The organism is Dehalobacter sp. DCM (assembly GCF_024972775.1).
Lineage (GTDB): Bacteria > Bacillota > Desulfitobacteriia > Desulfitobacteriales > Syntrophobotulaceae > Dehalobacter.
In genome coordinates this window covers 241,202-261,594 of sequence record NZ_CP092282.1, presented here as the reverse complement: position 1 = coordinate 261,594, position 20,393 = coordinate 241,202, and the positions used below count along the sequence as shown (strand labels likewise).

The following is a 20,393-nucleotide window of genomic DNA, read 5'->3' as shown; positions in this document are numbered from 1 at the left end:
ATACTCCGAAAATTCCGATCTTAACCACAGAGGATGCACCTCTTTGTTTTGTGCCTTTCTTGGCCGATCAATACATCACTATTTTATTGCCTGGCGTCTCATTTTTCAAAGTTCAGATATTTTCCTTACAGAAATGCTCCTTAATTATTATTTCTCTGGTGTTAGATATTTCCTTAAAATGAGAAGTTCACTTTGACGGTTCACCATGAACCCTTCCATGGTTCATAGAAAGTACAGACCTTCCCCTTGGCGGGGAAGGTCGTTTTTTAGTCGTTCAGCTTGAATCCAGCTGCTGAATATAGTACAAATTACTGCTCTTGCCACCGTTTTCCCGCCACCTCTGTTCTTTTCGTAGATGGCCGCCTTTTTCAAGATCAGCAAGCGCACGTTTGACCGTACTGTGAGACAGCTTCAGCTCCTTGGCTATGGTACCAATCGCTGGGTAACATTTGCCTTCCTTATCGGCGCGGTCACGCAAATACATGAACACAGAAACTGCGCGGTGGGGTAGTTCTGAGGCGTAAACGGGTGTAAAGTAACCCACAGCTTTACCTCCTTTCAGGTTCCTGTTTTTGCACGAACTGTTCAAAGGTGATTGCCTGCGCAGGCGTATGCACCAGGCCGCCCGACGCAGCCGCTTCTATTTCAGCTTCCTCCTGCACCTCCACACAGGCGGAGTGGCGCCGGATGATTTCTTCCTCCACCTGGCGCCTGTCGGCATACTCTACCTTTCTGGCAGATTGCTCGGCGATCTCATAGGGCTTGCCGAAGGTGATGCCCCATTCCTTGAACAGCTTTAATCGAGTGCGCATGGGATAGGCTCCGGTCTTGGTGACGATAAACCGGCCTTTGGGCATGGATTTAAGTTCTTCGGGAGTCATCAGCGGGCGCTCGATCATCTGCAGACTCTGTGACGGATCGTTTTTACCCCGGCTGACCGAGCCGCTCATGACCGTCTTGTTTCCCATGGCTTTCGATAAAATCTGCGCCGACTCGCTGTTGGGAGCAAAGCCGCCGAACACCGTATCCTGGCAATTGTCGATGATGATAGCGGAGCCTTCTCTGCCATAGTTTTTCTCCAACTGCGCGAAGCTCTGGATAATCGCTACTATTGACACTCGGCGCGAGCGCGAGGCACTGAACATCATCTCAGCCGATTCTATTTTGGGTATGGTTCCGATCTCGTCGAGGAACATCATCACACGGTTGGGGAGCTTGCCGCCATGCTCGTCGGCCACCGACAGGATCTCGCGGTAGAGCTGCTGGACGATCAGACTGATGATGAAATATTTTGTGTTATCTTCCTCCGGCATGACGAGGAAGATGGCGCTTTTTTTGGTACAGAACCTCTCCGCGTCGATTGCCGTGTCAAAGCACAGGATCTGCTCCAGCTCGGAATCCAGAAAGGCGTTGAGCCGGGAGAGCGCGGTTGAGAGGACGCTCTGCATGGCCTGCTCCGCCGAGTTGAGCGCCGCTCCCGCGAACCACTTGGTCTTATGGTCGTCCGGCAGATGGGCAAGGAGCATCTGGAACAAAGTCCTACCCTTGACGCCACTAGGCGCCAGCAGATCCTGTATGAGCTTGAATACCGACACGATGTGCCGCTGCTTCGGCTCACAATATTCCGCTATGAGCAGGATCACGGAGGTGAGTAATCCTTCCGCCGCATCATAGAAGAATGCGTTTTGTCCGGCCATCGCCGTATCGAAGCCGCCGGAGGAGATGATGGTCTTGGCGGTGATCTTGGCATATTTCTCTGCTCTGGCCTTGTATGCCAGGTTCTGAGGGTTTTTCAAATATGCGTCCATATACCTGTTGACCAGATGGAGCAGATTGTTTCCGTCCGAACGGGTGGGGTTTCTCAGATCGATGACCGCCACCTCATAGCCATAACTATCCTTGGCGATCCCGGCATAATTGCGGTAGAGGTCGCCTTTGGTGTCGGTGGTGACAAAGCTCATACCGCAGGCACAGGCGTATTCCAGATTGGGATAGAGAAAATTTGCAGTCTTGCCTACACCGGCCGCGCCGATCATCAGGCAGTGGATATCGTCATCGTCTACCAGTGCGTAACCGTGGGGAGCGGTATCGTCAAACAGCGGCGCTTTCCTCCAGCCGATGATGAGACCCTGCTCTTTCGGGAGGCTTTCACCCTTCCGCCATTTTTCAGGCTTATAGGAAACCTCGGTATATGTCTTCTTAATCTCCCGCTTGGTTGCCCAGCGAGCTGTGCCGTGCTGACCGTCGCCGACCGTTTTGGACTTGATGCCGTTTAAGGTATAGTAATGCGCTATGAGCGATAACAGTCCGATCACGCCGAACATGGTCAGTCCGACAGCAGTTAATATTATAATTTGGGATGTCTGCAACGCGACCCCTCCTTTACATGGTCATAGAAAAATTTACTGCCTGCTCCTGCGCTGGGAGCATCGATGGCAGTTCCTGCTCAACAAACATGATGGTTTTGACGCTGTCCAGTGCAAAGCGTTTATAGGAGGACAGGAGCTTTTCCTTATCTGCCAGTGTCCTGATGCCCGGCGCGTGAAGCTGGCGGCTGATGTCCGATACATCCTGGCGTATCTGCTCCGCCTTGGTGCAAAGCCAGCCCCGATCCTCATGAGGGTGGTAACTGTCCTGCAGCTTTTGAAGAAGCTGCTCAGTTGTCATAGGCAACTCCATCTGACGGAGCTGCCTAAGCATGGCAATAAGTGAACCAGCAGCCATACACTGCAGGCATTCCCGAACAGCATCTACATTCTCCGCTGCCGACTTTCCGGAGGCCAGAAACGGTTCCGCCGCCTCGGCGCACTCTCTGAGAAAGAAGTCGATGTCCTTATTCGTTTCAAGGGCTTTGCACAAATCGTGCAGCTCTCCGACAACTTTCGGCAGAAGCGTGAGCTTCGGATGCTCCTGTGCCGGAATCGGATTGACGCCGTTATTGGCTTTGAGATCCTCATTCCAGTCCTTGTACTGCGATTGCCTTACTGAAATATCCGCATAGCCCTTTTCGGACAGGATATCCTTCAGCCGGCCCGTGGCTTCGATGCCTGCCTCGTCATAGTCCATGCACAGCGCGACGCTTTTCAGATGAGGGTTCAGCTCCAGCTGGCGGAGCATGGCGTGTTCCGATACGCCGTCCAGCGTGACGTAGCTGTGCCTCTGCCAGTCCTTCCGGTTCAGCGTAATGAAGGACAGCATATCCACCGGTGCCTCGAATATATGAAGGACGCCGCTCTCTCCGATCCGGTGGAAGCTGTATTTCGGATCGCTGCCCTCCACGTTTCCTTTATAAGGTTCGCCCTGGGTGTAAGTGCCGCGCTTGTGCGCATGGCGGGGGACGTTGTTTTCATCCAGCCCGACAAACACCGCGTTGTGATATTCCTTGTCCTCATAGATCAGCTTTTCATGGGCGAAATGGGACAGCACCTCACGGTCAATGAACCGTTGCTTGATCAGATAGGCAAATACCCGGCGCATATCGTGATTGGCTTCCGGAAGAGCGAATTTCTTGCGGGGAGCAGGCGCGCTCTTGACGGTCTGGTTCCACTCCACGCCGAAGTCCTCTCCAAGTAGGTAATTTACCGCTTCGGGAAAGCTCATATCATAGAACTGCTGGACGAAGTCAATGGCGTGGCCGCCTTCCTTGCGGGAGTGACGGAACCACTGATTGCCACGCACGGTCACGCTGTCATGACGCTTCCATCGCCACTCGCGGCCGGAGCGGATGAGTTGCTCTCCCTGACGCTGGAGGAAGTCCACCAGGTCGACGGAGTTTGCCTGCTGCTTCTGCTCGTCTGTAAAATGAATGTATGCCATACCATAAACCCTCCTATGTCAATGCTTTCGCTTACCGCACCGGCGAAAAAAAGCCACCCGCTTGTGAGCGGATGGTCTGCGTAACGCCGGATTGAGTTTTTCGGGGAGCGGTTCTTTTTTCTGTAGATATTTTGGTTGAGGCTTTTGCATGAAAATCCTCCTTTGCTAATAGGTTGTTTGTCTGAGCTCGTGATCGTCCGGAGCGTGACCCTGGGCGATCTTCTTTTCGCGTATCCGGCGCCGGAGCTTGCTGTCGGTCTGCATACCGTGGCTACCGGAGAGCCTTTTCTGTTCGTCGCGGAAGATCCGGCTTAAGTGATGCAGGAGCCTTGTCGCCGCTAGGATGAGATGCGGATCACGGGAGGCGTCCGGATGGTCGAGGAAAAACTGCGCATAGATGTTGCCCTGTGCCGCGGACAGTGTAAGCCAGCGCATGGCGGCTTCATGGTCCCGGGGAACATCCCTGCCCATGAGATACAGCTTGCCGAGCGCGTACTGGCTATACTGATTGCCCAGCTCCGCGGACAAAGTAAGCCATTTGACAGCGGCTTCCACATCCTTGGGTACAACCTGTCCCAGCAGATAAAGCTTGCCGAGCTGATACTGAGCGAATGAATTGTTATGTTCTGCCGCTTTCGTGAACAGCTCCACCGCTTTATCGATGTCTTTCTCCACATCGATACCGTCACGGTAGAGCTTGCCCAAGGCAAACTGAGCCAGGCCGTTGCCGTTATCCGCAGCCTTGGTCAGCCACAGGACAGCCTTTTCCGGATTTCTGTGTCCGCCGTCCTCATTGAGATAAACCTTGCCCAGCATATATTGCGCATGGACGTTGCCAAGGCGGGCAGCCTTTTCAAGGAACCCGATAGCCGCTTCCACATCCTTATCCGTTCCGGTTCCGGTATAGAGCATCTGCCCAAGGCGGTATTGGAGCTTATCGTCATGGCTTTGTTCCTCCAGACGCTTAAAGCCGTAAAAGGCTTCCTCAAAGTTCAGCTCCGCTTCCCCGGTGTCCTTCTCCGTGCCGATACCGTCCCGGTACATTTTCGCCAGCTCGTAATTGGCGTAGGGAACGTGCTGGGCGGCGGATTTACCGTAGAGCCGGAACGCTGTTCCGTAGTCCTGTTCCACGCCTTGCCCCCGGTAATACAGACCGGCGAGAGAATATTGGGCATACTTGTGATTGCGGGAAGCCGCCATTTCAAACCATCCGGCCGCTTCTGCATAGTCCCGCTCCGTGCCAAGTCCCGCCGCGTGCATTTTGCCGATGCGGTATTCCACATAGCGGCTATTCCTGTTTGCTTCGATGTCCATGAACGCGGAGAGCGCTTTTTCGTACCAGCTGAATGCGATATCGGCATCCATATCGACGCCAAGCCCGTCGGCGTACATCCTGCCGAGGTCGTGCATGGCGAGAGCGTTACCGGCTTCAGCTTCCTCCAGGAACAAACAGAGAGCCTGCTCAAAGTCAGGCTCCAGTTCATCGCTGCCATAGAGAAAAACACGGGCTTCCTTGTAGCGGGTACTCCATTTGATATGCGGTCTGCCGGATTCAGCCTCGTAGGAATCCGGACGTGATAAATTCTCCGGAGCAGAGGAAGGTATATCTTCATCACCCTCCGGAGCTTCATCCATGGCCGTCTGGTATTCATCCTCCGGCAGCGGGGTATCAGAAGCTTCATGTAAGCTCTCCGTTGCATCGTCGCCCTCGAAGGTGAAATGGTGATTGCCGATATTCACAGCTTCCATGATCACCATATTTTTTATGTGCTTGAATTCCTTTTGCTGTGAGAGCGGAACGGGAGCGGGGAGCTTATCCAAATATGTCCGCAAAACTTCATTGCGAAGCTCTTGCCATTTTGCATAGGCTTCGGCCACCCGAGTGTCCTTCGCCAGCTCATCCACGATCTGATCCACGACGGCTTTTAGAGGCACCTTGAGATAGCCGTACTGCTTTTTGCCGGAGATATGCTTCAGACGCTCCGCCAGATGAGAGAGCAGGGACTCAATGGCTTCGCTCTCGCACATACCGCCGTTCATCCTGCCGATGATTTCTTTCAGGGCTTCGCGGCTCTGTTCGGCAAGTGTATTTCTCTGTTCGGTTTGTCCTGAATATATCTGAAGAAGATCCTGCTGAAAGATTTCCCTTGCCAGGCCACTCCGCATCTTTTCGATGGCCGGCTTGGTGACATACCCCTCGCGGGGATTCACCGAGTAAACCAGCATGTGGCAATGCGGATGATGCCCTTCGTTATGAAAGGCAGCGTACCAGCGCAGGTTTTCCGGAACGATCTTCATCTGCTCGGCGAAGATATTCCGCTGCTTGCGGATGAGCGCCATCCACGCGGAGGCATTGTCATACCCCAGCCGGGCAGCGTCCTCCCGCCGCAGAGATATGATGGGCGTCCACACATTGCCGGTGTGTTCACCGACCTCCGTCATCACCCTTGACAGCACCAGCGGAGCATCCGTATCCGAGAACAGCCCATGTGCTCCCAGCTTTTCAGCACGGGGACGGGTAGCAATGTAGCTGACATAGGTTTCCTGATGCGACAGATGATCCATATTCTGATCCAGCGCAGCGGTGATTAACTCCGAGGCGTTTTCTACGGTCGGCTGCTTGATATAGTCCTCGTATTCAAACAAATCTGTGGTATCCGGAAACTGAGTGAGGATGTCAGCGATAAACTGCTCCTGTTTTTCTGTGGCGGGGCGTTCGTGGGAGGCAGGAGAGATTATCTCCACACCATCCCGTGTCGCAACGTATTCCACAAGGTTTTCAAGATGTACCGCGGCGTTTTTAATGTATCTGCATTTAAAGACAATTCTCGGCATGGCTATTTCCTGTCTTTAGATTTTGCGACATCCTCAAACGTCACCGTGCCGATGGACTTCTTCACGTCCTCGACACATTTGCCGCGCAGTGTGTGAAGAGATGCGGGATTGTAGTCCGCATTAAACGCTATGACATTCATCATCATAGACATCTCCACCGCCAGCTTGAAGATGAGGCGCGCCATACGGTTTTCGAGGCTGTCCATCATACCGGTCATGGCCGAGGTGATGGCGGCCGGCAGGAAGCGCATGCCTTCCTCCGCCGAGATATATCCGGTGTAGAACTTGATGGCCTTTTCAATAAATTCGCTCTGGCTCTGGCAGTTGTCTTTTTTGTACCAGTCCTTCACCAGCTTTCGGGTTTCCGGATAGATCCATAAGGCAAATTTATTCTTGAGCTTGTTTTCTTCTGTCATGCTGTTACCTCCAATCGTAATAAAAGGAGCCGCAACCCCTGTTGTAGCTCCTATGTAAATCCTTTATTTACGGCGTTATTCGGAGTCGCTTTCGTTCCACAACCCCGGAACCGACTCCAAGGGGTAAAATCTGACCCCAGTGAAAATCGCCCTTCGACCCGCATTGCGGGGCGATGTGAGCCGGAGCGGGGAAGCTCTGCGACCCCGCTACTTTAACCCGCATGGTTTTCGACCCCTCGGTTCACCCCTAAATCGGCAGTATATGAGGCTCTTCCCGGAGAATGGCGTTTGTTCTCTCCAAACTCCGTTACAAAGCCTCGACACGGGGCATTATCCTGTCCACAGGTGTTACGATGCCACCCCAGCCGCCAAAAGCCGACACAGGGGCACACAGGCGGCGAAACGCGCCCACGGTCTGGCTATTCACCGCTACCCCCATCGTGGTTCTGTGGTCTTGCGGGAACGACCGGGCGGGAGGGGCGTCTGGGCACTTCCAGCTCGTCCGGTTCACGGTTCTCAATATAATCCCTGACGGGAGCGGGAACGTGCTTTTCGTAGAGCTTCTGCATGAAATCCTCCAGCTCACTCTGGAACTCCGTGTCCTTTTTGGCCATGTACTGGCGGATGGCACCGAGCTTTTCGGCGTCATAGCTTACCTGAATGGTTGCTTTCTTCATAAAAAAATCTCTCCTTTTAATGAAATAATTACGTTTACATGCTCATGGTCATGCCCTGGTTTTCTTCCTCGGCGGGTTCCTGCGCCTCGGTCTGAACCTCTGGAGCAGGAGGAGCTTCAGGCACGGGCTGCTCATGCTGACGGCGGGATTGACGGGGCTGACGCTCTCTCGAAGCGGAAACCTGATTCTCTGCTGGCGCGGAAGCCTGCTGTGGTTCCGCCGTCTGTTCTTGATTCTGTTCCGGTTCAATTCGGCTCTCGACATACTCTCGAACATTAAGAGGCACAAACTTTTCGTAGGTCTTGTCGAGGTAATCCTGCAGTTCCTTTTCCACGGTCTGCTGCTTCTTGTCCATAAAAAAACGGAGGGCGTCCAGCCGCTCCGAGGGAAAGGGGACCTTTAATTCGGTTGTACTCATTTTCGTTTTCCTCCTTTATAATTTCATCTGCATGGCAGGCGGTTCCTGCTCTTGCTCCGGCTCCGGCATCTCATTTTTGTTAAGATTCGGGCAGTAGTCCAGATAAAACATCATGTCAAAGCCATCCTCCATCGGCTCGATCTCAGCCATCTCTGACCTCGTTTCGAGGATTTTCAGGAGCATGGAGCCGACGCCATTGTCGGGTGAAATGGGGATATGATAACGCTCCTGTAGCTCATCAAAGTAAATTATCCATGACCCGCTTGAGGTTTTTTGAGTGCCGTCTTTTATGATTTGGTCGGCCAGATTGTTAAGGCGAGTGTTAACAAATTCACGCGCTCCGGGCATGTAGCTGGAGTATCTGGCGTAGTTGTATCCCTCCGCTTCGATCAGGACACCGTCCGAACAACCCTCGCCCAGTACCAGCAAGCAGTGGTATATGCTGTTTGGGTCCCGGTACATGAGGTCGGTATTTTCGGTAATAAAGGGCATATCCCGAAGGGGAGCCGCCTTGAAATACTTGTATTCGTTTTCGGGAAGCTCGACGATTTTTTCGATAACGCAGTCCGACGTGGGGTAATCGCCAGCCTTCCGTGTAAAAATTGCTTGCAGATTCAGCATGATTTTCACTCTCCTGTGTTGTAGTTGATGTAGGGGATTTCGAGCCATGCCGACCATGAACGGTCGGCGAGATTCGTTTTAACGACGCCATATTTGGTGCCCATGGCTTCGATGACATTGCCGTTTCCGATGTAGATACCGATGTGTCCCGACTTCCAAACAGCAAGACCGGGAATATCGGGCATGGTATCCATGGAGCCTGAAACCGATGCGCTTTTATACATACTGTCAGCACCGATATCCGGCATATCGTTGGTTCCGTACCCGATTTCCAAGGTGTCCGGATTCAACCAGCCATAACCTTTTATCAGGCCGACACAGTCCGTCGTCCTGCCGCCAAGCCAGGTGCTTCGTATGAAATCTTCATAGTTACCAACACCGTCAGGGTATTGCTCCAGCTTATAGCTGAACAGCGAATCCGTGAGGATATTGCCGTATGTACCCCAGACGTAACCCCATCCGGCATCAAAGGCTTGTTCGGCATAGGCTGCCAGATCCAGATTGTTCTTCGTCGCCGGATCTGTGAACAAGGAGATATCCAGCACGGTACTTCCTGTACCGCCGCGTTCAATCTCACCGGTGAACAGCTCCGCACCCCCGAAAACTATCCGCTCATAGATTTTCTGAGCGTTGGCTTGGATCTCGCCGGTAGCCGTCATTCCTGCCAGGGATAGCTTTTCATATGCGGTTTCCATGCTAACGGGAACAGCGGCACCGTCCTCATAGACTACAAAGCAATCGACGAAGGCGCGAGCTTCGGCTTGGGACAGAGACAGATTTTCAGCGCCGAAATTCAGAGAATAAAAAATGGACTTGATGCGGATATTGTCCAAAGCACCGCCTTCCATCCGGACTTCGACCTCGGATATGGCTTCATCCAGAACAGTAAAGCAGCCGCTCATGTCGCTGATATGCGAGGCGTATTCGGCAGGTATGGTTTCGGGAATATTGCCACCGTTGAACGACAAGTCGATGGCAGCTTTGTTGTGGTCGGAGCCCGCTGAGAGGATGCTGGCGATCATTACAACGATCAGAATGAAGGGCGTCAGGATAGAAGCGATGACCACTCCGATTGTTTTCCACGTCCGTTTGTCGGTGGCGACGGCGACGGCGGCTTTGACCGCCATGGCAATGGTTGCGGGATCTGCCATAAGCACATCACCACCACTTCATGTCGAACAGCGTGCCCTGATCCGGCTCCCGTTCCTGTTGCGCTTTCGCCAGCTGTATGGACTTCTCCACGGCTTGCTCAAGAAATTCGGTGTCAAATCCCGCTGACTGATAGCCCTCCATGATAGTGTCGAGGTAATAATCCGAGGGCGATCCTAAGGGATGCCCGTCGTTCATGATGTAAACCATGGCGGGAATCGTTTTGCTCTTCAGCTCCACGGGAAGGATTTCCTTGCGGTAGAAGGACGGATAACCCTCATAACGATCGAGAGCCTGCAGGTCGCGTTCCTTCAGCTTCCACAGAAGAACAGGGACGCTGGAGCCTTTGAGCGGCTCCACGGTTGCGACGGAGCTTTTCCATCCGCCCCGGAACAACAGTTCATAATCCTTGATCTCGCTTGTCCCGACTACCTTGGCGGTCGGGCAGCGGAACGACATCTGCGGTAGATTAAGGTTGCTGCCGTAGGCAATATACAGAGTTTCGGCTTTCATTATTCTTCATTCCTCCTTGCTACATTGACATGGAAAGACCGGGGCTTTCATCCATCGCCCCGGCCTGTTCCTGCTCGTTTTCGCTTGTCTGCTCCTGCTGCTCCGCCGCAGCATGTGCGGCCTCCGCCAGCTCCTTTTCTTTTTTCTGTCTTAACCGCTGCTTTTGCTGCTCGGCCTGTGCCGGGTCCTTCCATGCGATACAACCATCCAAATGCTCCAGCAGATGTAGCCGGGCGGTTTTGTATTCGTCGCCGATGAGCCCCAGCCGCAGAAGCCAGGTGCGGAAAGTATATTTTTCATTGGTGCTGTGTGTTTTCTGACGGCTAGCACACCTCTGGTTCAGAGCCTGTGCGGAAATGGCGAGGCAGAGCTGAATATATGCCTTGATTTTACCTGCATGAGAGGTGCTGTTAAAGAGCCGGAACTCAATGGTGCCTTTCTGGAACACGCTGTGCAGGTTCAGGCAGTGGTATCGGCTGTCGTGATAATGTTCCCAGCGGCCGTCATTGCCGTGATACCAGATGCGGCTGACATCGTCCAGCGTTTTAGGCTTTTTGCGGTTCAATTCGTCGAGGAAGCTCTGCTCCACCTTCTTGCAATACTGCCGCTCTCTTGCCACCTCCACCTGCATGGCTTTATAGATCATATCCTCCTTGGAGGCCATGATGTTGGTGATGTTTCGCAGAGTGTTGGCGTTATGAGGCGAGGCGTCCAGGTGGATGTGAATTCCACAGGAATTATTCACCAGCATCCCAGCCTCCCGCAGCTTGCGCACAAGCTCCTGTATGGTTTCGATATCTTCGTAGCGGCAGATGGGACTTACAAGCTCCACGCTGTAGGTATTGTCCGCCGAAACGACTCGCCGCCCTTCTTTTCTTTCTGTGGTTATGCTTCCGTCACTCATGACCTTCCACCGGCGGCTCTGACCATCCAGTACAGAATATTCTCCGTAATAGCCCCCATCAAAGTTGGCTGACTTCCCGAAGTATTCCGATAGAACCTGTGCGGCACACTGGCGGGTCAGCCCCGTCATTTCAATCTCAATGCCGAACCGTTGCTCCTTCATGTCCATGCCTCGTCACTCCTTTCTTCATCGCCCACCGGCCTTTCCGAAAAGCGCTGCCTTATGCTCCGGAGCCTGAACCATGAGGTTGTATCTCTCGTTGCCGCACTTATACAGGCATACGCCCCTCTGCGGATAGCGGATGAGATTGTATTCGCTCTGCTCCAGTTGGAGGGTATCGGTATAGAATTTGGCGTCAATCGTACCCGCATTGAATAGAAACTGGTGCGTCGGGATGGAGAATAACGGCTTGGTATACTCCCTGATGCCTCCGATATTGAAATCCTCCAGATTCTGTGAGGAAAGGATCACCGCGCTTTCCTTTTTCCTGACGCGCTTCATAAAATTGCGAACATACTCCACGGCAGTCAGGTTGGAGAGGAACAGATAGAACTCGTCGATGCTGGCGGCGGTATTGCCTGCGGTGAGAAGCTCGTTGCTCATATAGGAGAGCACATTGAACAGCAGGGCGTTTCTTAAATTTTTGCTTGCCTGCAGTAGTCCCTTGACGCCGAAGGTCACGAACTCGTTGCTTTTGATATTGGTATGTCCGTTAAAGAACTTGGACTCGGCACCCTTGCACAGGGAGTGAAGTCCGAGGCAGATTTCCCGCAGGGTATCCGCCGTATAAAGCTGGCGACGGCTTTCGTCAAAGGTCTTGTATTCCGACTCAATCAGCTCATACAGGTCGGACAGGATGGGGTAATCGTCATGCTTCAGCCTGTCAAAATTACTGCGGTCGGAGATGCTCCATTTGTCGTAGAGCTTGCCCAGCATGATCTCGATGGTGTCGATCTGGCGGTCATCAAAATCCTTGTACGCTCTGAAAAAGTCTTTCAAAAAACTGATGTGCTGGCTGAGCTTGCTGGTCTGACGGAACGCCTGGGGTGCTTCGGCGTCCTTCGGGTCGCCAGCCTCATCCCAGGTCTTTGGCTCCAGAACATTGATGATGTACTCACCGGTCATTAGGTCGATGAAGCAGCCACCGAGGTTGTTTGTGAGATCCTCAAACTCCATTTCGGGGTCAAGGCAGATGATCCTCATGCCGGATTCCCTGAGATTACACAGGATGAGCTTTAGCAGATAGCTCTTGCCCTGGCCGCTGTTGCCGAGGATGAGGATGTTGGCGTTAGTCTTATCGTCGGCTCTCCGGTTGAAATCTACTAGGATATTGCTGCCGAATTTGTCCCTACCAAGGCAGAAGCCGTTAGGGTCCGTCTTGCCGCTGTAGTTGAAGGGATAAAGATTAGCTACAGAGCTTGCGGGCAGCACCCGTTCAAACTGATCGCCAAACACATTCCAGCCGGAGGGCATGACAGAAATAAAGCCCTGCTGCTGACGAAGGAGGAGTCTGTCCACGTTGAGCTTGCTCCGCACCAGTTCGGTCAGCACCTCGGTCTGCAGGAGCTTCAGCTGATCGGGATCATGGGAGGACAATTCGATATATACAGCTGCATGAAGGAGCGGTTCCTTGCTCCGGTGCATCTGTGCCACAACGGTTGCCACATCCTGCAGATTGCTTTCGGCTGTGACAGTCTGCTGGAGATCCTGTGTGCTGCTTCTCTGCATCCGGTTCTTGTTGGCGGCATTGCTGATGATTTTCCGTTCCTCCACAGGGGTCACATGCCGGGTGTAGATATGCAGGGTTACGCCGTCTTTCTCTCCAAGGTGCCGTAGTATAGCCTGTTCCTCGGTGGCGGTCGGGTACTCCCGCAGCGCCCACACGGAGCGGTAGGTATTGCCGCAGATGAAGTGGTCAGTGTTAAATTTAATTACGCCCGGAGCGATCATATCGAGGAATTCCTGAACACGAACGTCCTCCTGCGGCGAGAGTAGCCTAACTATTGGAGGCATGGTTATCTTCCTTTCTGGCTTTTATTTGATATGAAAAAGCCGCCACATTTCTGTGACGGGCTGAACAGTGTGTTCACTTTGATAGATAATTATGGTATTATTTTAGTCAACGAGATAAACAGGAATTTGGAGAAAAAATGAGAAATCAGGATATATATGATATTGCGGTAACTTTTCGTGCGGCAATATTGGAGGCAAAATATAATAGAAAGTTTGATCGTAGCGATAGAATGAGTAATTTCCCAGGTGGTTGCTGCGATGACTCATGTGATCTTTTAGCGTATTATCTATTTACTACATATGATATTAATACGAAACAGGGAAATGGCATATATCGTGATAATAACCCTAATAACACTACGAATCACGCGTGGCTAGTAATGGATGATTGTACAATTATTGATATTACCATAAATCAATTTGAGTTCTTTTCAAAATATGCTGAAGGAGTATATGTCGGAAAGGAAAATTCTTTTTACAAACACCTCGAAGACTACCGAATCTATGAAAATTATGATATCATGCAGGATGCGCGATTATGGAATGATTATCAAATTATAATGAGCAGTATAGTCAGATAAATTCCAATTTATCAGGTTCCAAATATGCCGGAAGCCGTGAGCATTCGCCCACGGCTTCCTTTTTAACTCTTATTCTCCGGTAATCACCCAGCGTTCGCCGTCGAAATCCTCGAAGCGCTCGGTCGTGACATTCTGCTCAAAATATATCGCCAACATGCGCTTTATATCCTCGCACTCAGCCCGCTTTGAAGAGAAGCCTTGCTCACGCAGGGTCTTTTCGATACGGTTTAAATGCGGGAACACCTCGGACTCCTTTTCGCCCTTCAACCGGATGACCACAAGGAATTCTCTTGCCGTCGCCATCTGTACCTGTATTCGGTCAAGGTGATGGAGGTCATGCTCCAAGAGCCTCCTGACTGCGGTATTGTTCTCCTGCTCCATGCGCTTTTTTAGAAACTGCTTGTTGTCCTCGAAGTTTTCACGGCTGTTCAGGCACAGGAATTCCAGCTCTGCCATCCCCTTGAGGACGGTCATCAATGAGTAAATCCTTGCCGATACGCTTTCCTCGGACAGAACGGAAATGTTGGTCGGCTTGATGAGAAAATATACAAGCTTGTCGCCTCTGTAGGTCAGGAGACTGTAATCCGTGACGCCCTTTGTGTTGATGAGCTGCCGGGTATATTGCTTCTGCCTGGCTGTCTTTTTTTCTTTTCTGCTCATTGCTTTCCGTACCCCCATTCGTAGGTTTGCTGCTTCGTAATAAAGAAAGCGCAGGCGTATTTTATAAAGTCGAGGATGCTGGTATCGTCAAACCGGATAGTCAGGAAGACGTATAAGGCCGTAATGACGATAGGCGGCAGGAACTTAAGCTGCGCCAGCGCAAACACAGAAAGCAAAAGACCGACGCCGATGACGCCGATATCCCTGAGCTGCCACAGCCACAGCACCGCCTTGGATTTCAGGTTGTCGGGGTAGATGTACATTCGGATTCCTCCTTTTCTTCATGAAATTTTCGCAAAAAATATGCGATCCCCCGGAGAACATTCTCCACACAGGGAATCGCAACACTGTTGCCAAGGGCCTTGTATCTCACGCTGTCCGAGTCGCCGGGGATGTCCGTCCAGTAATCGGGAAAGCCCTGAAGCCGCCAGTTTTGTTTAGTTTTTGTGGTGTACACGATAGAATCGCCTCCTGATTATCATGGCTTTGAATCGTGTACATACACGATTCAAAAAATATTGGTCGAAAAACCGTTTTGTGATGTTTGGTGATAAAAAATACAGCACAGGCCGAGGCCATATGCTGTATTCAATGCTGCGGAGATATGGAAATGTCATTTCAGAAAATCAGGCAGTTTTGGCGGTGGTGCCGGATTGTCGCGCACAATTTTTCTAATCTGCTCAGCAATATCCTGCTCAGACCATTCATGCCCATCTCCCGGTTCGGTGCCAAACCGTTCAAGAATAATAGCCTCCTGCTCTTTGGTAAACAAAATGTGCGCGGATTTTTCCCAAGCCCTCAGCTTTTTCCTGTTCAATATCATTTTCGCTCACCCCCTCCTTGAAGCCGCATTCCACGCTGCATAAGGGAATGAAGTTCCCCCCGCAGCAGCTCACATTCAGAACGCAATTCCTGTACAGTTTCACGCAATTGAATATTTGCAGACTTAAGATCGCTTTCCCGGCGCTTGGATTTCTCCAATTGCAGGAGTAGCTTCGCATATTGACTCTCCAGCGTCCCTTCGGATACAGTCTTTGCAGGGATATGGAAGAGTTCCTCATCCATCAAGGCTTTCACGTGCGGCTTGCTGAATACCGAACGTGAAAGCCCCGTCCGTTCGCATAAGCGTTTTATGGTAACCGGACACCCTTCCGCCTTCAGCTCCTGTATCGTGCTTTTAACAGCGGATATCGTTTGTTCACGCTGCTTTTGCTGTAGATTGAGCAGGGAATCAGGAATTTTTCTCATCGCCAGTTACCTCCAGATATGTTTTCATTTTGTTTACAACCTCCTGATATAGAACAGCATTTGCAGCGGCATTTTTTTGAATGATAGGAAAGGCTTTGAACCGCACCGCTTTTATGCGCCAGGCTTCGGCCTGTTCCTCAAAGAACGGAATCTGCTCGATTTCAGGAATAAAATAGCGGCAGTTCAAGCAAGCCTGCATATCGCATTTACATCCGGTAATATCACTGCATATGCCGCCGCGCACCCTGTGGGCACGCAGGTTTTCCAGCAGCCTGGCCTCCGTCTGCGGGTTCATGCTCAGGATTCTCCCATGAAACATAACCGGAGATGACTCGTCAGACTCCCCCAAAACAAGCCTCTGCTTTTCCGTAAGAACCTCCGGACGCAGGTCGAGATGGTTGTATGATTTGAGAATCATCTGGTCGTTCTTGTGGCCTGTCATGTGGGCGATCTGCTCTATGGTAAAGCCTTCTGCCAGCCGGTCTGTAATGCCGTTGTGTCTGAGCATGTGGCTTTTCAGAACATATAGGGTTCCGTTTTCATCACGGACATCATACATTTCGCAGTATCGTTTGAAGAACACGTTGATATGGTTAGGGGTAGCTGTCAGGACATTGTGCTTCCGGACAACTGTTTCGGCCCATTTTCCGTATCTGTACCAGGCTTTCTTGTAGGCCAGCAGCAGTCCCCGCTGATTTTCCGGCAGATAAGGCGATAGGGCACGCTGCGCTTCCTGCTGCTCATGTAAAAGGTCTATCAGATATTTCCCAATCCCCTCATACTCAATGTGGAGGCTGCGCATCTCTGCCAGGTTGTAGCCGCCGTTTTGCTTCCATGAGGGGAGGAACAGAATAAAATGCCCGTCAAACTGCTTGACGCAGTCCGGCTCCATTGCGCAGACCTCGCTGACCCGCGTGGGAAAAAGCCTCATAATCCAATACGCGACCCGAATATGAAGCTGTATTTCCGGCATTAGAAATAACCGGTCAAGCTGGCGTTCAACAAAAGGAGGAATCAGCTTTTCGTCATAGTGTAAAGGCTGAACGAATGGGTTTCCGGCGAAATGATTGTATAGCTTCCGGCCTTCCCATCCCTGCATGACATCAAAAAAGTTCTTGATGACTTGCCATATGCCGTTTTTTACCTGTTCCTTTGTACAATTCCCATCCAGATATGCTTTAAATCCAGCGACAAAGGACGGCGTGCAACAATACAGAGCATCTTCTTCACCCTGCAATTCTAGAAACTGCAGGAACCATATCAGCCGGATCACGTGCTGCCGGGCTGATGATACTCGCATGCCTCCAAGCAGTTTCAGCACAATGAAGTATTTGGCTGCTTCCTTAAATTGTTCCGGGACATTCACAAAGTGGAGCACACAGGATCTGTCAGCCGGATGCTTTTTGAGCCTGTCGCAGTGCCATATGTCGTCACCAAAGCAATCGCTGCCTGAAATACTGGCAACAAAGGCGCGGTATTCCACTTTACGATCTTCCTGAAAGTTTTCCTGCACCGCAGCATTACTTGGCATACAAACCACCTCCAAAAGCTGCCTCGATTTTTGTCACGGTATCCGAGTAGGAATCAAGCAGCGCTTTTTCCTGCTGATACTGCCGGTATGACTGGTAATCCGCAATCCCCATCTCCCGGTAGGACTCAACAAGCCCGTCCACGAGCTTGCGCTGGGAATCCCGCAGGGCTATCCAGTACTGTAGATACGGTTTGCCTGTACAAAGATTTTTGCAGTTTACACAGCTTAGCGTACGGCTGCGCTCCCGGCATTCTCCATCGGCAAAAACGCGCATACAGAATCCCAATTCAACCCTGCGCTGTTCAAGGCGGAAGTCCACAAACAAGAGCCGCCGCTGTTCTTCGCTGAATTGATCAAGCTGCTCGTTGTTAAGCAGAAGATCAAATTTTTCTCTAAAAAAGGAAGTGTTCATTTCAGCAAGCCGCTTCTTTCGAACCTCGGCGTAATACTTCATTGAGGTTTTGCGTGAGAGATGGCTCAGCCAGTAGGCAAGCTCCGTCATGGATGCTCCGCTTTCGACCAGCATGACGGCAATGGTTTTTCGGAACTGCCTTGTGGTCAGCTTCCAGAGGTGGTCATTTTCATCAGTAATGCAGTGCTTCGCAATCAGCCTGTTTACCGCATCGCAAAACCCGTCACCGCAGGGAAGCGAAGGACGCTGGCTCCCATTTTTCACAATGAAGATATACGGCTCACCATATTCCTCCCGCAGGCTTTGGGTTCTCTTAATCTGACGGGTGATTTCTCTTGACAGAAAAGCAGGGATCAGCATTTCACAGGTATCGCCGATGCCGCGCTTGCGCCGGGCGCTTAATGTTTTGTGCGGCACATAGCGCAGGAGCATCAGCCCCTCAAAACGTGATGGTGCCAGACAGTCCTCTTTCAGCAGTACGACTTCCGACAATCTCAGCCCGGTATTGATAAAAATGCTGTATAGAACCCGGTGTGTATCGCTTAACTCGTGACTATGCTTTTCAATCGCCGCCGCTACTGGGTCGGGGATTATCTCAGTATTTCTGGACATGTTGTCCAGATTGAAAAAGCGGTACTTTGCAAATGGATTCCCCGTCGGTATCGGTGTCCGGAGGCTCGGATCACGCATGTCTCCGCAAAGGTAGTCTATGATTTGGCCGCAGGCACGCATGGTGTTGGCAACGGACTTGACGGACAGTCTGCCGCCGTGCTTGGATAAGCAGTCGTTTTCCAGATAGTTGTAGAGTTGACGGGCATCCACATCGGATATATCCGCGAAATAGTGGATGCCTGGGTTATTGCTGCTGAGGAAATTGACTCCCTTGATTACTGCAGCAAGAACCGGGGTCCGATAGTCGCTACGGCCTTGAAGGTACCACAGCATAAAGTATTTCAGTTCCAAGCGCAGCGAGACGCAATGGATCTTGCTGAAATCGTAGCTGTTGCTCCTCAAATTGGGTCCGGTTAGATAAAACAGCTGCCATATATCGTTATGGACACTCAATTGTTGGCGGTTTTCCCTCCTGAAAAGTGATTTTTGCTTCTCAAACTCGATGTCAGCAATTGTTTTAACTACATCAGCGATGGGTGTCCCATAAAACCTGCTTGCCTGCTTTTTGTCTGTAAATGCGGCCTGGAGCAGCTTAAAACTCGTAACGTTCTCGCGCCTGACAGTAAATTCTGCTGCTTTCTCCTGAAAGTATGCCGTGAGCAAATTTGGCGGGGCATTTTCCATAGCCCGGATCATTTCCGATACTCCGACAGAATCCAGTACCGGCTGTAGGCTGCTTCTAGAGCACAGTGATTCTTCCAATGCTGTAAATGAGGAGTTCATCTTTGCCCCTCCTTTGCCTTTTGAAGCTTATCAAACACCGCCTTGGCGATAATCGGATTGTTGTAATTGCGGTATGGCTCGATAGAATCCAGGCTCTTCCAGCCAAAGTGCTCCGAAATCATCGCATCGGAAATGTTGTTCTCCGGATGCGCCGCCTGATGCTCCAGAAATTGCATGACTTTCGTGCTGCGTCCGCTGTGGGTACGGATTTTTTTGCTGTCAAGACCCGCCCGTGCCGCACACTTTTTCAAAATCTCCCAGTAATTGCGGTATGCAAGGGGAGTACCCTGGCTGCACCCGGCTTTCAGATTGATAAAGATAGTCTGACTGAGCAGGCCGGATTGTGTTTCCGCCTGGGACCTCTCTGTCAAAAGATAGCGGTCCAGCACATCACGTGTTGATTGCGGAAGAAAGACAGTGCGGTGCTTGAAATCTCCCGAAGATGCGTCCGGTTTACCTTTTGACCGGCTCGGACTGATACGGCCAGCTTGAGAATCATAATCTTCAAGCTGCATGCTTAGTACTTCGTCTATCCTGAAGCCTTCCAGCGTGACCAAAAATATAGCCAGATCGCGTAATGTCAGAAAACAGGAGCAGATGGTCACCACTTCATCATCCGTATACCATTTGATGTACTCCCGTTTCGCGGTCAGCCTTAACATGTGTCGGTCAATAATGTATTTGTACTCATAAGAACTGATCTGGCCATAGAGAAACGATTTTTGGGCCCTCTTCGCATTGTCCATTGTCTGAAACTCAACATGATGCATACCGGTCTGTTCGAGCCATTTGTAGAATTCGGTGATGACAGTGACATACTTGCTGAGGGTGCTGTATGACAATGGGGCCCGCAGCCGAATAACGCCTCCGTCCTCATAGCTCCTACCCATAAGCCGCATTAAAAATGCCATAACATCATCTGTTACGGCATCCTCAAACGATATTCCCTGCCCATGCAGAAAGTTAAGATATACACAAAGCTTGTGTGCGTACTCCTTTCCGGTGCTGATCTTTCGAATGCTCTTCAAGTCCAGCCATTCATTGATCTGGTAAAACGGGATGCCGTGCCTTGTGATCAGCCATAGTTCCCTTTCACCACCTGACGGTGCTGGCATCAGTGCGCGCATCACCTTGAAAACTCGTTGTTCTTTTTCCATACGAACCTCCTATACGATGTACAATAAAATTCCTGCAGAGTACCCTA

At 51.3% G+C, this 20,393-nt stretch carries 21 protein-coding genes and 1 pseudogene; 1 reads left to right on the top strand and 21 read right to left on the bottom strand.

Annotated features, from left to right (window positions below):
• Positions 1-274: 274 nt before the first annotated feature.
• The 13 genes from LPY66_RS01295 to LPY66_RS01235 form a co-directional block, all read right to left on the bottom strand.
• Positions 275-544, bottom strand: coding sequence for a helix-turn-helix domain-containing protein (locus tag LPY66_RS01295; RefSeq protein WP_337986340.1), 270 nt, complete (start codon positions 542-544; stop codon positions 275-277).
• 4 nt (positions 545-548) lie between these two features.
• The gene (locus LPY66_RS01290) at positions 549-2,369 is read right to left on the bottom strand and encodes a VirD4-like conjugal transfer protein, CD1115 family (protein WP_337986339.1); all 1,821 of its coding nucleotides are present in this window, start codon (positions 2,367-2,369) and stop codon (positions 549-551) included.
• Positions 2,370-2,382: 13 nt separating this feature from the next.
• On the bottom strand, positions 2,383-3,816 hold the full coding sequence (locus tag LPY66_RS01285) for a DUF3991 domain-containing protein (RefSeq protein WP_337986338.1): 1,434 nt from the start codon (positions 3,814-3,816) through the stop codon (positions 2,383-2,385).
• Positions 3,817-3,834: 18 nt separating this feature from the next.
• Positions 3,835-3,966, bottom strand: a complete 132-nt coding sequence (locus LPY66_RS01280) for a hypothetical protein (protein WP_337986337.1) — start codon at positions 3,964-3,966, stop codon at positions 3,835-3,837.
• A 15-nt stretch (positions 3,967-3,981) separates the two neighbouring features.
• The gene (mobP3, locus tag LPY66_RS01275; protein ID WP_337986336.1) at positions 3,982-6,651 is read right to left on the bottom strand and encodes a MobP3 family relaxase; all 2,670 of its coding nucleotides are present in this window, start codon (positions 6,649-6,651) and stop codon (positions 3,982-3,984) included.
• Between the two features lie 2 nt (positions 6,652-6,653).
• Positions 6,654-7,067, bottom strand: a complete 414-nt coding sequence (locus LPY66_RS01270) for a hypothetical protein (RefSeq protein ID WP_015262210.1) — start codon at positions 7,065-7,067, stop codon at positions 6,654-6,656.
• A 419-nt stretch (positions 7,068-7,486) separates the two neighbouring features.
• The gene (locus LPY66_RS01265; RefSeq protein ID WP_337986335.1) at positions 7,487-7,744 is read right to left on the bottom strand and encodes a DUF6103 family protein; all 258 of its coding nucleotides are present in this window, start codon (positions 7,742-7,744) and stop codon (positions 7,487-7,489) included.
• 34 nt (positions 7,745-7,778) lie between these two features.
• Positions 7,779-8,162, bottom strand: a complete 384-nt coding sequence (locus LPY66_RS01260; protein ID WP_337986334.1) for a DUF6103 family protein — start codon at positions 8,160-8,162, stop codon at positions 7,779-7,781.
• A gap of 15 nt (positions 8,163-8,177) precedes the next feature.
• Complete coding sequence (locus LPY66_RS01255) at positions 8,178-8,783, bottom strand: DUF6329 domain-containing protein (protein WP_337986333.1); 606 nt, start codon at positions 8,781-8,783, stop codon at positions 8,178-8,180.
• A gap of 5 nt (positions 8,784-8,788) precedes the next feature.
• On the bottom strand, positions 8,789-9,934 hold the full coding sequence (locus LPY66_RS01250) for a hypothetical protein (protein ID WP_337986332.1): 1,146 nt from the start codon (positions 9,932-9,934) through the stop codon (positions 8,789-8,791).
• A gap of 7 nt (positions 9,935-9,941) precedes the next feature.
• Entirely contained in the window at positions 9,942-10,445 is a 504-nt protein-coding gene (locus LPY66_RS01245; protein WP_337986331.1) for a gamma-glutamylcyclotransferase family protein, read from the bottom strand.
• A gap of 19 nt (positions 10,446-10,464) precedes the next feature.
• Positions 10,465-11,517: an amidoligase family protein gene (locus LPY66_RS01240; RefSeq protein ID WP_337986330.1), complete on the bottom strand. Its 1,053-nt coding sequence runs from the start codon at positions 11,515-11,517 to the stop codon at positions 10,465-10,467.
• Positions 11,518-11,535: 18 nt separating this feature from the next.
• Complete coding sequence (locus LPY66_RS01235; RefSeq protein WP_337986329.1) at positions 11,536-13,362, bottom strand: VirB4 family type IV secretion system protein; 1,827 nt, start codon at positions 13,360-13,362, stop codon at positions 11,536-11,538.
• A gap of 137 nt (positions 13,363-13,499) precedes the next feature.
• Between LPY66_RS01235 and LPY66_RS01230 the strand changes: the two genes are divergently transcribed.
• Positions 13,500-13,943 (top strand): hypothetical protein, encoded by a 444-nt coding sequence (locus tag LPY66_RS01230; protein WP_337986328.1) that lies wholly within the window; start codon positions 13,500-13,502, stop codon positions 13,941-13,943.
• A gap of 69 nt (positions 13,944-14,012) precedes the next feature.
• Here LPY66_RS01230 and LPY66_RS01225 read toward each other — a convergent pair whose 3' ends face one another.
• From LPY66_RS01225 to LPY66_RS01190, 8 genes and pseudogenes are all read right to left on the bottom strand, one after another.
• Entirely contained in the window at positions 14,013-14,603 is a 591-nt protein-coding gene (locus tag LPY66_RS01225) for a hypothetical protein (RefSeq protein ID WP_337986327.1), read from the bottom strand.
• Complete coding sequence (locus LPY66_RS01220; protein ID WP_337986326.1) at positions 14,600-14,866, bottom strand: hypothetical protein; 267 nt, start codon at positions 14,864-14,866, stop codon at positions 14,600-14,602. Before LPY66_RS01220 ends, LPY66_RS01225 begins: the two co-directional genes overlap by 4 nt.
• Positions 14,842-15,030, bottom strand: a pseudogene (locus LPY66_RS01215) (DNA cytosine methyltransferase); the annotation flags it as partial. The pseudogene LPY66_RS01215 and the gene LPY66_RS01220, both read right to left, overlap by 25 nt.
• A gap of 186 nt (positions 15,031-15,216) precedes the next feature.
• Positions 15,217-15,426, bottom strand: coding sequence for a hypothetical protein (locus LPY66_RS01210; protein ID WP_018213978.1), 210 nt, complete (start codon positions 15,424-15,426; stop codon positions 15,217-15,219).
• Entirely contained in the window at positions 15,423-15,851 is a 429-nt protein-coding gene (locus LPY66_RS01205) for a DUF6262 family protein (protein ID WP_018213979.1), read from the bottom strand. Before LPY66_RS01205 ends, LPY66_RS01210 begins: the two co-directional genes overlap by 4 nt.
• On the bottom strand, positions 15,835-17,382 hold the full coding sequence (locus LPY66_RS01200; RefSeq protein ID WP_117415749.1) for a site-specific integrase: 1,548 nt from the start codon (positions 17,380-17,382) through the stop codon (positions 15,835-15,837). The genes LPY66_RS01205 and LPY66_RS01200 overlap by 17 nt, the downstream gene beginning before the upstream one ends.
• Positions 17,372-19,189, bottom strand: a complete 1,818-nt coding sequence (locus LPY66_RS01195; protein ID WP_117415750.1) for a site-specific integrase — start codon at positions 19,187-19,189, stop codon at positions 17,372-17,374. Before LPY66_RS01195 ends, LPY66_RS01200 begins: the two co-directional genes overlap by 11 nt.
• Complete coding sequence (locus tag LPY66_RS01190; RefSeq protein ID WP_117415751.1) at positions 19,186-20,346, bottom strand: tyrosine-type recombinase/integrase; 1,161 nt, start codon at positions 20,344-20,346, stop codon at positions 19,186-19,188. The genes LPY66_RS01195 and LPY66_RS01190 overlap by 4 nt, the downstream gene beginning before the upstream one ends.
• Positions 20,347-20,393 lie beyond the last annotated feature (47 nt).

What these genes read in the sequence shown, in the direction of transcription:
- LPY66_RS01285 (WP_337986338.1), bottom strand. Translation starts at nt 3,816, where the DNA reads ATGGCATACATTCATTTTACAGACGAGCAGAAGCAGCAGGCAAACTCC.
- LPY66_RS01190 (WP_117415751.1), bottom strand. Translation starts at nt 20,346, where the DNA reads ATGGAAAAAGAACAACGAGTTTTCAAGGTGATGCGCGCACTGATGCCA.
- LPY66_RS01195 (WP_117415750.1), bottom strand. Translation starts at nt 19,189, where the DNA reads ATGAACTCCTCATTTACAGCATTGGAAGAATCACTGTGCTCTAGAAGC.
- LPY66_RS01260 (WP_337986334.1), bottom strand. Translation starts at nt 8,162, where the DNA reads ATGAGTACAACCGAATTAAAGGTCCCCTTTCCCTCGGAGCGGCTGGAC.
- LPY66_RS01205 (WP_018213979.1), bottom strand. Translation starts at nt 15,851, where the DNA reads ATGAGAAAAATTCCTGATTCCCTGCTCAATCTACAGCAAAAGCAGCGT.
- LPY66_RS01200 (WP_117415749.1), bottom strand. Translation starts at nt 17,382, where the DNA reads ATGCCAAGTAATGCTGCGGTGCAGGAAAACTTTCAGGAAGATCGTAAA.
- LPY66_RS01280 (WP_337986337.1), bottom strand. Translation starts at nt 3,966, where the DNA reads ATGCAAAAGCCTCAACCAAAATATCTACAGAAAAAAGAACCGCTCCCC.
- LPY66_RS01225 (WP_337986327.1), bottom strand. Translation starts at nt 14,603, where the DNA reads ATGAGCAGAAAAGAAAAAAAGACAGCCAGGCAGAAGCAATATACCCGG.
- LPY66_RS01230 (WP_337986328.1), top strand. Translation starts at nt 13,500, where the DNA reads ATGAGAAATCAGGATATATATGATATTGCGGTAACTTTTCGTGCGGCA.
- LPY66_RS01220 (WP_337986326.1), bottom strand. Translation starts at nt 14,866, where the DNA reads ATGTACATCTACCCCGACAACCTGAAATCCAAGGCGGTGCTGTGGCTG.
- LPY66_RS01235 (WP_337986329.1), bottom strand. Translation starts at nt 13,362, where the DNA reads ATGCCTCCAATAGTTAGGCTACTCTCGCCGCAGGAGGACGTTCGTGTT.
- LPY66_RS01210 (WP_018213978.1), bottom strand. Translation starts at nt 15,426, where the DNA reads ATGATATTGAACAGGAAAAAGCTGAGGGCTTGGGAAAAATCCGCGCAC.
- LPY66_RS01270 (WP_015262210.1), bottom strand. Translation starts at nt 7,067, where the DNA reads ATGACAGAAGAAAACAAGCTCAAGAATAAATTTGCCTTATGGATCTAT.
- mobP3 (WP_337986336.1), bottom strand. Translation starts at nt 6,651, where the DNA reads ATGCCGAGAATTGTCTTTAAATGCAGATACATTAAAAACGCCGCGGTA.
- LPY66_RS01255 (WP_337986333.1), bottom strand. Translation starts at nt 8,783, where the DNA reads ATGCTGAATCTGCAAGCAATTTTTACACGGAAGGCTGGCGATTACCCC.
- LPY66_RS01265 (WP_337986335.1), bottom strand. Translation starts at nt 7,744, where the DNA reads ATGAAGAAAGCAACCATTCAGGTAAGCTATGACGCCGAAAAGCTCGGT.
- LPY66_RS01245 (WP_337986331.1), bottom strand. Translation starts at nt 10,445, where the DNA reads ATGAAAGCCGAAACTCTGTATATTGCCTACGGCAGCAACCTTAATCTA.
- LPY66_RS01240 (WP_337986330.1), bottom strand. Translation starts at nt 11,517, where the DNA reads ATGGACATGAAGGAGCAACGGTTCGGCATTGAGATTGAAATGACGGGG.
- LPY66_RS01250 (WP_337986332.1), bottom strand. Translation starts at nt 9,934, where the DNA reads ATGGCAGATCCCGCAACCATTGCCATGGCGGTCAAAGCCGCCGTCGCC.